Genomic DNA, 14,450 nt, shown 5'->3' with positions numbered 1-14,450 from the left:
CGGGGCGGCAGTCGCCGGTCGCCGCTAGAAGTTGGAGCGCAGATGCGCCTGCGCATCGTGGTGAAATTCTTCCAGCGCCAACGCTTTTCGCTTGAACAGCTCGGCACCGTGATACATCCCGGGCACCGTGACAAGCGTGCACGCGACACCGCTGGCCGTCAGCCTCTTGGCGTAGTCGACGTCCTCGTCGTAGAACAAGTCGAGTTCACCGACTCCGATCCAGGCGGGTGGCAGTCCGGTGAGATCTTCCCGGCGCGCGGGGGCCGAATACGGCGGCGCGTCCGACAGTCGCGGCGCACGGCCTAGATAGCAGGTCCAGCCGAACCGGTTGGATTCCGGCGTCCAGACGAACCGCCCGCGGCCGCCGTGATCGGTGCGCAGCGTGCTGCGGTCGTCGAGCATCGGGTACACCAGCACCTGCGCTCGCAGCGGGATTCCCTCGTCGTGGCTGCGCTGCGCAACCGCGGCGGCCAGGCCTCCGCCGGCACTGGCGCCCATCACGGCCAGGCGCTCAGGGTCGATACCCGCCTGGTCGGCATGCGCCCGCATCCACCGCAACGCGACCATGCAGTCATCGAGTGCGGCCGGGAAGGGGTGCCCGGGCGCCAGCCGGTAGTCGGGTGAAACCGTGACGACCCCGAGTTCTCTGGCCAGCCTCGCCGCGAAGGCGACCTCCATCTCCGGAGAGCCCACGACGTAGCCGCCGCCGTGTATCCACAACACGCCGGGGCGGGGCGGGGCGGTCTCGACGGGCGTGGTGATCAGCACCCGGACCGCGGGCTCACCGACGCGGCGTTCGATCACCGTCACGCCGGGTCCCACGGGTGTGGGCCTGCGCGAACTGCGCCGGTAGAGCGGCAGCAGCCAGGTATGCCGGATGCTAGGCATGAATGGCAGCAACGGGTTTCGCAGTTCGGGCGCGACCTGGGCCATCGCTTCCCGCGTTCGCGCGTAGCGCCGCGCCGCCGCCACGGCCAACCCCGCGGCTGCCACGCCAACGAGACGCTTCATCGGCAGCTGCCTGACACGTCACGCTGGTCGATGGCGACGATTCGGGTGCGATGGCGGTTCTGCTCCTTCATCGATCCTCCTTAGCCCGCGCGATTTTGAGTTGCTGTTCCAGCTGCACCGGGACCCGCGATCACGTGGTTAGGTCTTCCCCGCACCGAGGGCCGCAGCTTAGCCGGAATGCGCCGGAAGGTGGTAGGCGAACGACTTCTGCTGGCGTTGCTTCATCTTCTCGAGGCACTGGTGATGCTTGCGCGCGTGATAAGCCAGTGGAAAATACGTGAGCCGGTCGGGTAGCACCCGGTAGGCGGTACGAATCAGGGTGTACGCGCGCACCAGCTCCCGTTCCTCTTTGGCGCTCCACGTAACGCCGAGCTTCTCGCGAAGACGTGGATCTAGCAACCCGACAATCGAGAGGTAATTGAGCCGCAGCGCGGGCCGAATCACCGTCCTTGCCAGCGGTGCCAATATCTTCGGCAGTGACGGTGGCAGGTCAACTTTGCCGGTGCGTAGATCCCGCATCAACTGCAACGCCTGCGGGGTGCCCTGCAGCGTGTCGATCATCGCCTCGAAATAGTCGGCCATCTCCTGCTGCGACTCGGGGTAGCCCCGCATCGGCACATGGAGCAATCGGGCCAGCCGGCGATTGTCGCGCAGCAGTTCCCGCTTCTCGGCGTCGGTGAACTCACGGCCGATGAGCAGTCGGCCGGCTTGCGCGTTGACGATGTAGCCGGTGGCGATCACCCACTGGTAGGCCTCGGGGTTCAACGCGCTGAGCTGCTTGCCCGTCTGCGCGCTCTTCATAGTGATCGGCTGGTGCATGGCGCGAACGCGGTCGCCCTCCGCCGTCGCCTCGGTGCCGCCGTACGTCCAGCGCAGCACCGAGTCGACCGAACGGATCGCGCGTCCGCCCGGATCACCGTGAAACGCCGCGGAATATCGGCCGACGATCTCGGCGATGACCGGGTGCATCGCCTGCATCATGAATGCGGCGCCTTCCAGGACCAGGAATGTCCACCGTCCGGTGTGCTCAGCGGTCAGCGAGTCCGGCGGCACCAGTTCGACGGACTCTTGCGCGTGCCGCTGTACGTCGAGATCGGTGGTGGCGGTCATCGGACACCCTTCGTCGATATCATGGCCGATGACGCTAATATGACCGCAAGGTCGCATACAAGTCGCATTGGGAACTCGCGTGGGCGTACGAAAATCCAGTTCAGAGCACCGTAAACTGCCACAGCAGGCCCGTTCCCGCGAGATGGTCGCAAAAATTGTGTCCACGACGGCATCGCTGCTGCACAAGTACCCACCTGAGCAGATCACCACCAATCTGATCGCCGAGCAGGCCGCCGTAAGCAAAGGATCGATTTATCAGTACTTCGCGGACAAGGAACAGATGATCCATGCCGCGATCGAACACCTTGCCGCAGAACAGGCTCCGGCAATCGAGGGCATGCTCCGCGCGATCACGCTCGACCGGCCGGAATCGGCAATGGACTCGGCAATCGACATCCTCATCGACTTCACCATCGCCAATCGCCGGCTTATGCGCTACCTGGCCGAGCGACCCGATCACATCCGCACCTTCGAAAGCATCTCTGGCCTCAACGCGACCCTGCTGGCGATGACCACGTTGCATATGAACCACTACCGCAGCCAATACCGTGACGAACTCAGTCCCAGCGCATTGGCCTGGTTGTTTTTCAACATGGCCGTGGCGACGACATTGCGCTACATCGAATCCGACGACCCGATCAGTCTGGACGAGTTGCGAGCAGGGTTGAAATTCGCCTCAGCCGGATTGCTGGTCGGGGGTCGGGACCAGCCGGACGGGCAGGCGGGTCGGCCCCCGCAACAAACTGCTGGTTGACCAGGTCGGTTCACCGACCACCGATATCCGGCGCACTCGCGTCACGAGTTCACGAAGCACCGCTTGAGCTTCCATGCGAGTGAGCATCGCACCGATACACAGATGCACCCCGAATCCAAAAGCGATGTGCTGGGTCGGATTTCGACGTACCCGGAACATGTCAGGTTCATCAAAGACCCTGGGGTCGCGGTTGGCGGCACCAATGCACAGCAGAACCCGCGAACCCGCCGGGATCACTACCTCGCCGACCCGATAATCGCTGAGCGCCGTGCGGTACAGGTTCTGGGCGGGCGACAGGTAACGCAGACTCTCCTCGATCGCCATCGGGATCAGCTCGTGATCGGAGCGGACCGCATCGAACTCTTCCGGATGGGCGGCCATCGTGGCGAACATTCCGCCGAGCACATTGGTAGTGGTTTCGTTGCCGGCCAACAGCAGCAGCATCGCGAATTGGAACAGCTCGTCGTCAGTGAGGGAGCCTGACTCGTTCTCGGCCAGCAGTCGTCCCAGGATAGAGGTCGAGCCTTTCAAACCGCCAAAACCGAACTGGCGCTTGAAGTAACGATGCATCGCCCAGGATCCGGCGAGCGCGGTCGCCAACTTGCGGGCCCCACCACTGGTCAATGCGATGTCGGTGATCTGAACCGACGCTTCCGACCAACGTCGAAAGTCTTCGACGTCGTCGTCGGGAACACCCAGCAACTGGGCGATGAGTCGCACCGGAATAGGAATCGCCAAGCGTTGCACCACATCGCAGCCGGGGTTGTTCAAGACCTCGCGGACCGTCTCGGACGCAAGCTGATCGATTGTCGACCGCCAACTCTCCAGTGCCGCTTTGGTGAATGCGGGCAGCACCTTGCGCCGCAGTTGGGCATGCTTGTCACCGTCGGTTGAGACCAGCACCGGCACCGGAAACCTGACCCGGGTCGGTCCATCCGCACTCGACAAGGCCGCATCGTCGCGAAGCGCCGCCCGGACATCGTCGAGCCGGCTCAGAATCCACACGGACCGTCTCGGGTTGTACTGCACTCGACTGCCGGCGTGCAGCCGACGGTATGCCGCGTGGGGCTGCGCCGCGGTTGCCGGGTCCAGCGGGTCATAGTTGGTGATCGCCGCGTCGATCGCCGCAGACCGGCGGACACGCATCCCCTTGCTGTTTGCGCGCAGCGAGTCACCGAGCACCCTCGCCGCTGACCTGGTGAATTGAACTGCATCAGTTGCTGTCATCGGCTCGGCCTCCGAGTAATATTCCAGAAAGAACCGTAACGGTCTGCTACGTAATAATCAAGGAAAGGTGGCGGCGGTGGACATGACGATCGACGAGCTGGCCCGTCGCGTCGACATGACCGCCCGCAACATTCGCGAGTGGCAAACCAACGGCCTGCTGCCACCGCCGCAGCGGCGCGGCCGCATCGGGATCTACACCGACGACCACATCTCTCGTATCGAGCGGATCAAATCACTTCGGGCCCAGGGGTTTCCCCTTGATATCAGCCGCCGCATACTGGACCAGCACGCCGAGTCCGCGTCCGAGGTGCGGCGGCTGGCGTCCGAAGTTCTCGGCCCAGCTAATCCCACCGGATCTGTGGAGATGAAGCGCGTCGACCTGGCCGACCGGTTCGGCGGCGACGCAGAGCGCCAACTATCGGCTTGCGGGTTGGTCGAAGTTGTCGACGACGATCTGCTCCTTATCACCGATACGTCCACGTTCGGCTATGTCGAGAAGCTGACCGCGATCGGCCTGCCGCTCAGTGAGATAGCGGCGGCTCTCAGCCGCATGGCCGAGCACCAGGTTGCGACAGTGCAAGCACTGGTGGATCTGTGCCGTGATGAGATCTGGACGCCGTTCGTCGAGGCCGGACTGCCCGATACCGAGTGGCACAACGTCGCCGACAAAACCATCGAAATGCGTTCACTGGCAATCGGTCTGGGAATACAGGCGTTCCGCAGAGCGATCGACGAGGTGGGCGGCAGAGTCCTCACGGAAGAGGCCGCGAAGCTGAATAGGCCAGGCTAGCAACCGGTCCCGCACGCAAAACACCCCCGGGCCATCGGACCGGGGGTGTTTTGAGGGATCTACCTAGTGCGCGTGCCCGTGGTGATGACCGTGCTCATCCGCGGCCTCGGCTGGCTTGTCGACGACAGCCGTCTCCGTGGTGAGCACCATCCTTGCCACCGAGGAGGCGTTGAGCACCGCCGAACGGGTCACCTTGACCGGGTCGACGATCCCGTCGGCGGCCAGATCCCCGTAGCTACGGCTGGCGGCGTTCAATCCGTGCCCCGTGGGTAGCTCGCTGACCTTGTTGACCGCGACCGCGCCGTCGAGCCCGGCGTTGGTGGCAATCCAGTACAGCGGTGCCGCCAACGCATCGGAGAACACGTCGACACCGAGCTGCTCGTCGCCGTTGAGTCCCTCACGCAGCGACTTGAGCACGTGCCGGGCCTGGATCAGCGCGGAGCCGCCGCCGGAGACGATGCCCTCCTCGACCGCAGCCTTGGCCGCCGCCACCGCGTCCTCAACGCTTTCCTTGCGCTCCTTGAGCGCGGTCTCGGTGGCAGCCCCTACCTTCACGACCGCCACGCCGCCGGCCAGCTTGGCCAACCGCTCGCTGAGCTTCTCCCGGTCCCACTCAGAGTCGCTGGCCTCGATCTCGGCCCGCAGCTGCTTGACGCGGTTGGCGACCGCGTCCTTGGAACCGCCGCCATCGACGATGATGGTGTCGTCCTTGCTGACCACCACGCGCCGCGCGGTGCCCAGAACGTCGACACCGACCTCACGCAGCAGCAACCCGGTGTCGGGGTTGACCACCTCGGCGCCTGTCACGATCGCCAGGTCCTGCAGGAACGCCTTGCGCCGGTCACCGAAGAACGGCGCCTTGACCGCCACGGCCTTCAGCGTCTTGCGGATGGAGTTGACCACCAGCGTGGCCAGCGCCTCACCCTCGACGTCCTCGGCGACGATCAGCAGCGGCTTGCCTGCCTCGGCGACCTTCTCCAGCAGCGGCAGCAGGTCGGGCAACGAGCTGATCTTGTCCTGGTGCAGCAGGATCAGCGGGTCGTCCAGCACGGCCTCCTGGGCGTCGAAGTCGGTGACGAAATACGCCGACAGGAAACCCTTGTCGAAGCCGACGCCCTCGGTGAACTCCAGCTCGGTGTTCAGCGTGGAGGATTCCTCGACACTGACCACGCCGTCGGCGCCGACCTTGGTCATCGCCTCGCCGACGAGTTCGCCGATCTGCTCGTCGCGCGACGACACGGTAGCCACTTGGGCGATCGCATCCTTGCCCGACACCGGAGTCGCGGCGGCCAGCAGTGCCTCGGACACCGCGTCGGCGGCTTTGGCGATGCCTGAACCCAAAGCGATCGGGTTGGCGCCGGCGGCGACCAGCCGCAGGCCGCCCTTGACCAGCGCCTGGGCCAGCACCGTCGCGGTGGTGGTGCCGTCGCCGGCGACGTCGTTGGTCTTGGTGGCCACCGACTTCACCAGCTGGGCGCCCAGGTTCTCGAACGGATCTTCCAAGTCGATCTCACGGGCGACGGTGACGCCGTCGTTGGTCACCTGCGGCCCGCCGAAGGCCTTGGCCAGCACCACGTGCCGGCCGCCAGGGCCCAGCGTCACTTTGACCGCGTCGGCGAGCTTGTTCACGCCCGCCTCCATGGCGCGACGCGCGGTCGCGTCGTACTCAATGATCTTGCTCATCACGCTCCTTTTCAGCCCGGCAACGCCGCAGGCCGGCATGGCGGCCTGGCAAGGAACCGGGCAATCCCATCAACGCATGCCGCCCCGGAAATCACCCGTGCGCGAGGCACGGGGATCGCCGGGGCGGAACACGGTGTCTTACTTGTTGACGACAGCCAGCACGTCGCGCGCCGACAGGATCAGGTACTCCTCGCCGCCGTACTTGATTTCGGTGCCGCCGTACTTGCTGTAGATGACGGTGTCACCCTCGGCCACGTCGAGCGGAATCCGCTTTTCGCCGTCCTCGTCCCAACGGCCGGGGCCGACTGCGACGACGGTGCCCTCCTGGGGCTTCTCCTTGGCGGTGTCAGGAATGACCAGACCAGAAGCGGTCGTGGTCTCGGCCTCGTTGGCCTGTACGAGAATCTTGTCCTCGAGTGGCTTGATGTTCACCTTCGCCACGATTGGAGCCCTCCACTAGTTGAATCGGGTCCGGAGCGTACGCCCCGACCGGAGTTGGCGGTCGGTCCGGGAAGCGCCCGAACCGACCGAATTACCAGGTGATTCGGCATTCGTCCGTTGTCCTTGCGCCGTCGTCGCGGGTGCCGACACAGGGGCTGTCCGATTGCCACCTAGCACTCTATACATGAGAGTGCTAGCACTCAAGGCCGGGTCGGTGCTTCTTTGGTGCGTGGCGTTCGCCGTTGGCGAAAGCGCTCCAGGCGTCGCCCGGCAACAGACTGCACCCGCTAGACGAGTCCTTCAGCAGTCCGTCAACAGCAGTGCCGCGGGGGCGTGTTAATTGGCAAGCGCCGCAGCAGGTCTCGCGCTACGCACAATGATATTCGCCGGGCCCTGTATGAGAGGATCGGCTCCGTGGTGACCATGCCAGTATGGGACCGAGCTTGATCTCGGCCAGACGCTCCGGCGCACGGGCGTTGTCGATGCTGGTCATGGCGATTCTTGCGGCAGGTTGCACCGTCGTCGCCGGGGGCTCGGCGAATCCCGCGCCAGGTCTCGTCCCACGCCCGCTCACCGGACGCACGATCACCCAAGCCCTGCTCGGCAGCGAGGAATTGTCCCGGGCCTTCAAACAAGCGTTTACCAGCGATCCCAATCAGCCCAACGCGACAGGTGGCAGCGAACTGCTGCGAGGCAACAGCCAGGTTCCGCCCGACTGCGCAGGCGTGGTCGACCTGCTGCTCAAGGACACTTACGAAGGGTCTGAGGTACGCGGGATCGCGCTCAACAACTGGCTGTATTCGAGTCGGCACCCAGCGGTAGTCATTCTCCAGGAAGCGGTGGTCGCGTTGCCTACCGCCCACGCCGCCGATGTCCAATTCGCGCGGATCGCGGACCGGTGGAATCGGTGCGGCGGCGCATCGATGACGATCGGCGGCGACCCGAACTTCACCACCCGTGTCGGGGAAGTGCGCAAGAAGGACTCCGTGTTGTCGGCCCCGCTCGACGACGTGAGTAGCTATATGACGATGCCCGAGGGACGAGCCATCGGGGTGCGGGTCAACTGCCTCCTTGAGGTCAAGATCGTCTACTTCGGGTACGACGAGCGCGACAACTCGGCGCGCCACGTACCCAGCGCGGCGGCGGTCGCGCAACTGCTCATGCAGAAGGTCAGCTCGCTGGCCTAAGGCACCGCAGCACCCTCAGCCGACCTGCCCCTCGATGACCGGCAAGCCCGGGTTGCTGGCCGCATCCAGCGGCGACGGCGACGCTCCCGCAGCCACTAGATGCGCCGCAAACGAGGCGATCATTGCCCCGTTGTCGGTACAGAGCCGGGGCCGCGGGATCCGCAGTGTTAAACCAGCGTCGGCGCAGCGCTCAGCGGCCAGTTCCCGAAGCCGAGAGTTGGCCGCCACTCCCCCGGCGATCAGCAACGTCGACACACCGAGCTCACCGGCCGCCCGGACGGCCTTTCGGGTCAGCACGTCGGCCACGGCCTCCTGAAAACCGGCGGCCACGTCGGCGGCCACAAAGTCGGGGTTGGACTCGACATATCGCGCGACCGCGGTCTTGAGACCCGAAAAGCTGAACGCATACGGGTCATCGCGCGGTCCGCTCATGCCGCGCGGAAACACGACCGCATCCCGATCGCCCGTCCGGGCCAACTCGTCGAGCACCCGTCCGCCCGGATAACCCAGGCCCAGCAGCCGCGCCACCTTGTCGTAGGCTTCGCCGGCGGCGTCGTCGACGGTGCTGCCCAATTCGACGATCGGTTCGCCCAGGGAGCGGACGTGCAGCAGGTGGGTGTGCCCTCCCGACACCAGCAACGCCACCGACTCGGGCAACGGCCCGTGTTCGTAGACGTCGGCGGCCAGGTGCCCACCCAGGTGGTTGACAGCGTAGAACGGCACCCCCCAAGCCGCCGAATACGCTTTGGCCGCAGCGACTCCCACCAACAGCGCGCCCGCCAGGCCGGGACCGATCGTCGCCGCCACAATGTCGGGCCGTTGCAGTCCCGCAGTCTCCAACGCCCGGCGCATCGCGGGACCCAACGCCTCCAGGTGTGCGCGGGAGGCTATCTCGGGGACCACCCCGCCAAACCGCACATGCTCGTCGACGCTGGAGGCCACCTCGTCGGCCAGCAACTCCACAAAGCCGTCCTCGCCCAGCCGTGCGATACCGACTCCTGTTTCGTCACAGGAAGTTTCGATGGCGAGGATGGTCGTCATTGGGTGTCCCTCCGCATGGTGTACGCGTCGGCGCCACTGACCCGGTAGTACCGCTTGCGCAGCCCGACCTGTTCGAATCCCACACTGCGATACAACCCGATGGCGGGCTCGTTGTCGGTGCGGACTTCCAGATAAACCACGCCGCCGTCGGCGAAGTCCAGCAGTTCGTCGAGCAGCCGGCGACCGATCCCCTGCCCCTGGAACGCCGGATCCACCCCAATGGTGTGCACCTCGTACTCGAACGGGGGTACCCGGCCCAACCGGGTGATGCCGGCATAGCCGACCAACATCTCGCCGGTGCGTGCGCCGACGTAGTGGTTGGACTTGCTGGCGAGCTCCCGTTCGAACGCGACGGCGGGCCAAGGATCGTCGCCGTCGAACAGCAGCGCCTCCAGCTCGGCGCAGCGCCGCGCGTCCGCGCGGGTCAAGGGTCCCAGTGTGACCTCAGTCATCGGCGCGCCGCCGGCTTGGCATCCGGCCGACGCAGGTACAGCGGCACCAGTGCCGCCGGCTCTTCGGACCAGTCGCCGACCGCGCGCACCAGCCCAGCCGACGGCGGGTACACCGGCTCGACGACGGGCAAACCGAACAACCCCGCGTGCTCGGGCGAACCAGCAACCGCCACCGACGGTCCTGGGTCGACACGGGCCGCCGCACCCACTGCGGGACCGTGCGTGCGCACTCCGTCGCGGTAGCGCGCCCAATACACCTCGCGGCGGCGGGCGTCGGTAACCACCAGCGTCTCGCCAGAGGTGAGCACGCCGATGGCATCCAGGCTGCACACGCCGTGCACGGGGATGCCCAGCGCGTGTCCGTAGGCCGCGGCGGTGGCCATGCCGGCGCGCAGCCCGGTGAACGGTCCGGGACCGCAGCCCACCACTACGGCATCTATCTCAGCCATGGTCATGGCCGTATCAGCCAGTGCTGCAACCACATTGGGTGTCAGCCGCTCGGCATGTGCGCGGGCGTCGACAGTGACCCGCTCGGCCAGCACGGCGAAGCCATCCACGCGCACAATCCCGGCCGTCACGGCCGGGGTGGCGGTGTCGAGCGCGAGGACGATCACGAGCACACCCAAGCCCAGGTGGCGATCCGCACGTCGGAATGGCTGATCCGCTCCAGCCGGATATCCAGGTGCCGCTCGGCCAGACGTTCCACCAGTCCCTCACCCCACTCGACCACCACCACCGCGTCCTGCAGTTCGGTGTCCAGGTCCAGCGAATCGATCTCACCCAGCAGGTCCACTGTGCCCGCATCCAGCAGTCGGTAGACGTCGACGTGGATCATCGCCGGCCGGCCAGCCGCGCGCGCCGGGTGCACCCGCGCCAGCACGTATGTCGGGGAAGTGATCGGGCCGTCGACGTCCATTGCCTCGGCAATTCCCTTGGCCAACACCGTCTTTCCCGCACCAAGCGGGCCTGAGAGCACCACGACGTCGCCGGCGCGCAGCTCCTGGCCCAGCCGGGTTCCCAACGCGACAGTGTCTTCGGGACGCTCCAAGGTGGCTGTGCCGCTGTCGAATTCAGCCACGGCGCCGCATCCGTTCCCGCAGCCGGCGGTATCGCAGGGTGATCTTGCCCGGCAACGCCCGCTCGACCAACCGGGCCAGCCCATCGTTGATGGCGTCGGGCTTGTCCAGCAACGCCAGATGGCTTGCGCCCTCCACGATCACCAGCTCCGACAACGGCAACGAGGCCGCGATCTTGCGCGAATACTCGTCCGGGGTGAGCAGATCGTGGTCACCGCACGCCACCAGGACCGGGATCTTCAACAGGGTCCACAGCCCGGCGGTCTCGTCGTGCACCTCGAGTGCGCGCAAGAAACCGACCATGGTCGAGATCGGAGTGCTGTTCATCATGTGCTGGGAAAACGCGTCCAGGGTGCGGCTGACCTCCAGATCGCTGTAGGACGCGGCGCGCAGGATCGGGCCGATCAGCCCCCGAGATACCTTGCGCCCGCGGTGCAACAGCCGGGGAGCCGACCGGGCGGCGAAGCGCACCCCCTTCATCGCCGGATTCGTCAGGACCTCACCCAGCGGCGATCGGGTCACCCCTTCGGCCGCGGTGGAGATCAGCGCCACGGCCACGATCCGACGGCCGTACTGGTCCGGAAACTGCCGGGCGTGCGACAACACCGTCATGCCACCCATCGAATGCCCGACCAGCACGATCGGCCCGCGTGGCGCCGTCACCTGCACCACGGCTTCCAGATCCTGGCCGAGCTGGGTCAGGTTGTAGGTCTCCGGGGAGGCTTCGCCGGATTGGCCGTGGCCGCGTTGGTCGTAGAACACCATCCGGACCCGGGCTCCCCACTGCTCGCCCAGCCGCATCCGCTGAAAGTGGAACGCGCCCATACGAAGACAGAAACCGTGCGCGAACACCAAGGTCAGCGGCGCATCTTCGGGTCCGGACTCGCGCACCGCCAGCGGCACCCCGTCGGCGGTGGTGACCACCCGGCTGCGGTCGCTGTCGAGCCGGTCAAAGTCCTCGCCTGCGTAAGGGTCCTCGTCGCCGTGGGCGCGGTCGGCCATCGAGCGTCGCGCCGAAGCTCCGACGAGGGTTGCGACAGCGGTCAGCCCGGCGCCACCCGCCAGCCAAGCCTTCTGCCGCTTCTGGGTTTCCTCAGAACTCAACCTCGGGCCTCGCGATAGGTCTTGGCGATACGGCCGCGGATGCCGGTGACCACTTCGTAGTGGATGGTGCCGACCAAGTCGGCCCAGTCCTGCGCGGTGGGCTCGCCGTGGGTTCCGGGGCCGAACAGAATCGCCTCGTCGCCCTCGGCCACGTCGGGCCGGCCTGGGCCGAGGTCGACGACGAACTGGTCCATGCAGATCCGGCCCACCCCGGATCGACGCCGACCGTTGATCGACACCTCGAGGCGATTGCCCAACGCCCGGATCACGCCGTCCGCATACCCGACGGGCAGCAGCGCCACGGTGGTGTCGCAGTTGGCGATCCAGGTGTGCCCATAGGACACGCCCTCGCCCGCCTTGACCGACTTCACCAGCGCGACAGGGCATTTCACTGTCATCGCGGGCACCAGACCCATGTCTCCCCGGCTGGGCACCGGGCTCAGCCCGTACACCGCGATGCCCGGACGCACCAAGTCGAACGCAAGGTCCGGCCGGACCATGGTGGCCGAGGAGTTCGACAGGTGCGCTACCTCGAACTGCACACCCTGGTCGCGAGCGTAGGCCAGCATGTCGCGGAACCGTTGGGCTTGCAGGTCGTTGATGGCCTCGTCGGGGGCGTCGGCGAACACCATGTGCGACATCAGGCCACGCAGCCGCACAGCGTGGTCGGCGACAGCCTCTTGCAACGCGGTCAGCAGATCCGGGTATTCGGCCGCGGACACGCCGTTGCGGTTCAGCCCGGTGTCGACCTTGACGGTCACGGTCGCCCTGATGCCGGTCCGGTGTACCGCGTCGAGCAGCTCGTCGAGTTGACGCGCCGCAGAGACGGCGATTTCGACATCGCCCTGCAGCGCCGGCCCGAAGTCGAAGCCGGGCGGATGCAGCCAGGCCAGGATCGGGTCGGCGAAACCGTCGGCGCGCAGCGCCAGCGCCTCATCAACGGTGGCCACCCCGAACTCGCTGGCGCCCGCGGCCAGCGCGGCATACGCGACCTGGGTGGCGCCGTGGCCGTAACCGTCGGCCTTGACCACGGCCATGACCTGCGCGCTACCGGCATGCTCGCGCAGCACGCGCACGTTGTGTTCGACGGCGCCCAAGTCGACGACGGCCTCGCCCAGGACGCCCGGGCTCAGGGTTGCGGACACGCCGACCATTGTCCCAGACGCGGGTAGCGAGCCCGCTCAGTGCGCGAAGTGCTCCTGGTCGTAGTGTCCGCCTGGCTTGACCTTGTCCAGCGACGCCAGCGCCTTCCGCGCGTCGTCGTGCAGGGCCCGGGCCAGGTCGGCGGACAGCCCCTCGCGCACCACGATGCGCAGCACCGAGACGTTCGTCGCGTTCTCGGGCATGGTGTAGGCCGGCACCTGCCACCCGTACCCGCGCAGCTCGTGGGAAACGTCGAACTCGGTGTAGCCGCGGTCCTTGGCCAGCCGGAAACTCACCACCGGGATCGCCGACCCGTCGGAAATCAACTCGCAGTGCTCGCCGACCCGCAACTGCTCCCCCAGCCAGCGCGCCGTCGAGGACAGCGACTGCATCACCTGGGTGTAACCCTCGCGGCCCAGTCGCAGGAAGTTGTAGTACTGGCCGATCACCTGATTGCCGGGCCGGGAGAAGTTCAGCGTGAAGGTCGGCATGTCGCCACCCAGGTAGTTGACCCGGAAGATCAGATCCTCGGGGAGGTACTCGGAGCTGCGCCACACCACGAACCCGATGCCGGGGTAGGTCAGGCCGTACTTGTGGCCGCTGACGTTGATGGATACCACTCGCGGTAGCCGGAAGTCCCAGCTGAGTTCGGGGTGCAGGAACGGCACGACGAAGCCGCCGCTGGCCGCGTCGACGTGCACCGGAACGTCAACGCCGCCGCCGGCGGCGAGCTTGTCCAAGGCGGCGCAGATCTCCGCGACGGGTTCGAGTTCACCGGTGTAGGTGGTTCCCAGGATTGCCACGACGCCGATGGTGTCCTCGTTGACGGCATCGACGACCTGCTCGGGGGTGATGACGTAGCGGCCCTCTTCCATCTGCAGATAGATGGGTTCGACGTCGAAGTATCGGCAGAACTTCTCCCACACCACCTGCACGTTGGAGCCCATGACCAGGTTGGGAGTGCGGCCTTTCCAGTCTTTGCCGACCTTCTGGCGCCACCGCCATTTCATGGCCAGGCCGCCGAGCATGACCGCTTCGCTGGATCCGATCGTCGACACACCGCAAGCGCGGGAGGCGTCGGAGTCGCTGAGATTCTCGGCGTGGAACAGGTCTGCCACCATGCACACGCAACGCTGCTCGATCGCCGCGGTCGCGGGGTACTCGTCCTTGTCGATCATGTTCTTGTCGAAGGTCTCGGCCATCAGCTTGCCGGCTTCAGGGTCCATCCAGGTGGTGACGAAGGTGGCCAGGTTCAGCCGTGAGCTGCCGTCGAGCATCAGCTCGTCGTGGATGAACCGGTAGGCCGCCTCGGGGTCCATCGACTCGTCGGGCAGCCGCAGCGCCGGCACCGGCGCGGTGAACAGCCGATTGGTGTAGGCGGGCGCAAGTGAATGGGTGTCCATCGAGGGGTGGCTGTTGGGCACGGCGGGT

At 66.3% G+C, this 14,450-nt stretch carries 15 protein-coding genes; 3 read left to right on the top strand and 12 right to left on the bottom strand.

Annotated features, from left to right (window positions below):
* Positions 1-24: 24 nt before the first annotated feature.
* Positions 25-1,011 carry an alpha/beta hydrolase gene (locus H0P51_RS05620; RefSeq protein ID WP_180917010.1) on the bottom strand — a complete coding sequence of 329 codons (987 nt, stop codon included), beginning with the start codon at positions 1,009-1,011 and terminating at the stop codon, positions 25-27.
* A gap of 168 nt (positions 1,012-1,179) precedes the next feature.
* Complete coding sequence (locus H0P51_RS05615) at positions 1,180-2,121, bottom strand: oxygenase MpaB family protein (RefSeq protein WP_180917009.1); 942 nt, start codon at positions 2,119-2,121, stop codon at positions 1,180-1,182.
* 142 nt (positions 2,122-2,263) lie between these two features.
* Here H0P51_RS05615 and H0P51_RS05610 point away from each other — a divergent pair, with 142 nt between their 5' ends.
* Positions 2,264-2,875, top strand: a complete 612-nt coding sequence (locus H0P51_RS05610; RefSeq protein WP_180917008.1) for a TetR/AcrR family transcriptional regulator — start codon at positions 2,264-2,266, stop codon at positions 2,873-2,875.
* Here H0P51_RS05610 and H0P51_RS05605 read toward each other — a convergent pair.
* The gene (locus tag H0P51_RS05605) at positions 2,798-4,102 is read right to left on the bottom strand and encodes a cytochrome P450 (protein WP_180917007.1); all 1,305 of its coding nucleotides are present in this window, start codon (positions 4,100-4,102) and stop codon (positions 2,798-2,800) included. The genes H0P51_RS05610 and H0P51_RS05605 overlap by 78 nt on opposite strands.
* A gap of 82 nt (positions 4,103-4,184) precedes the next feature.
* Between H0P51_RS05605 and H0P51_RS05600 the strand changes: the two genes are divergently transcribed.
* Positions 4,185-4,892: a MerR family transcriptional regulator gene (locus tag H0P51_RS05600; RefSeq protein ID WP_180917006.1), complete on the top strand. Its 708-nt coding sequence runs from the start codon at positions 4,185-4,187 to the stop codon at positions 4,890-4,892.
* Between the two features lie 63 nt (positions 4,893-4,955).
* Here H0P51_RS05600 and groL read toward each other — a convergent pair whose 3' ends face one another.
* The gene (gene groL, locus H0P51_RS05595; protein ID WP_180917005.1) at positions 4,956-6,575 is read right to left on the bottom strand and encodes a chaperonin GroEL; all 1,620 of its coding nucleotides are present in this window, start codon (positions 6,573-6,575) and stop codon (positions 4,956-4,958) included.
* Positions 6,576-6,713: 138 nt separating this feature from the next.
* Positions 6,714-7,016: a co-chaperone GroES gene (gene groES / locus H0P51_RS05590; RefSeq protein WP_065156784.1), complete on the bottom strand. Its 303-nt coding sequence runs from the start codon at positions 7,014-7,016 to the stop codon at positions 6,714-6,716.
* Between the two features lie 431 nt (positions 7,017-7,447).
* Between groES and H0P51_RS05585 the strand changes: the two genes are divergently transcribed.
* Positions 7,448-8,203 (top strand): sensor domain-containing protein, encoded by a 756-nt coding sequence (locus H0P51_RS05585; RefSeq protein ID WP_180917004.1) that lies wholly within the window; start codon positions 7,448-7,450, stop codon positions 8,201-8,203.
* A gap of 15 nt (positions 8,204-8,218) precedes the next feature.
* On the opposite strand, the gene tsaD is transcribed toward H0P51_RS05585, so the two are convergent.
* The 7 genes from tsaD to gad are packed head-to-tail and all read right to left on the bottom strand — an operon-like array spanning position 8,219 to position 14,443.
* On the bottom strand, positions 8,219-9,244 hold the full coding sequence (gene tsaD, locus H0P51_RS05580) for a tRNA (adenosine(37)-N6)-threonylcarbamoyltransferase complex transferase subunit TsaD (protein WP_180917003.1): 1,026 nt from the start codon (positions 9,242-9,244) through the stop codon (positions 8,219-8,221).
* Complete coding sequence (gene rimI, locus H0P51_RS05575) at positions 9,241-9,696, bottom strand: ribosomal protein S18-alanine N-acetyltransferase (protein WP_180917002.1); 456 nt, start codon at positions 9,694-9,696, stop codon at positions 9,241-9,243. The genes tsaD and rimI overlap by 4 nt, the downstream gene beginning before the upstream one ends.
* The gene (gene tsaB, locus H0P51_RS05570) at positions 9,693-10,316 is read right to left on the bottom strand and encodes a tRNA (adenosine(37)-N6)-threonylcarbamoyltransferase complex dimerization subunit type 1 TsaB (protein WP_180917001.1); all 624 of its coding nucleotides are present in this window, start codon (positions 10,314-10,316) and stop codon (positions 9,693-9,695) included. Before tsaB ends, rimI begins: the two co-directional genes overlap by 4 nt.
* Positions 10,307-10,774 carry a tRNA (adenosine(37)-N6)-threonylcarbamoyltransferase complex ATPase subunit type 1 TsaE gene (gene tsaE, locus H0P51_RS05565; RefSeq protein ID WP_246398414.1) on the bottom strand — a complete coding sequence of 156 codons (468 nt, stop codon included), beginning with the start codon at positions 10,772-10,774 and terminating at the stop codon, positions 10,307-10,309. Before tsaE ends, tsaB begins: the two co-directional genes overlap by 10 nt.
* On the bottom strand, positions 10,767-11,819 hold the full coding sequence (locus tag H0P51_RS05560; protein ID WP_180918764.1) for an alpha/beta fold hydrolase: 1,053 nt from the start codon (positions 11,817-11,819) through the stop codon (positions 10,767-10,769). The genes tsaE and H0P51_RS05560 overlap by 8 nt, the downstream gene beginning before the upstream one ends.
* Positions 11,820-11,872: 53 nt before the next feature.
* A complete protein-coding gene (gene alr, locus H0P51_RS05555; RefSeq protein WP_180916999.1) occupies positions 11,873-13,030 on the bottom strand; it encodes an alanine racemase in 1,158 nt (385 codons plus the stop codon).
* 27 nt (positions 13,031-13,057) lie between these two features.
* Positions 13,058-14,443: a glutamate decarboxylase gene (gene gad / locus H0P51_RS05550; RefSeq protein WP_180916998.1), complete on the bottom strand. Its 1,386-nt coding sequence runs from the start codon at positions 14,441-14,443 to the stop codon at positions 13,058-13,060.
* Between the last annotated feature and the right edge of the window lie 7 nt (positions 14,444-14,450).

Origin of the sequence: Mycobacterium vicinigordonae, assembly GCF_013466425.1 — a bacterium.
GTDB classification, from domain to species: domain Bacteria; phylum Actinomycetota; class Actinomycetes; order Mycobacteriales; family Mycobacteriaceae; genus Mycobacterium; species Mycobacterium vicinigordonae.
This window is presented reverse-complemented; position numbering and strand designations above follow the sequence as displayed.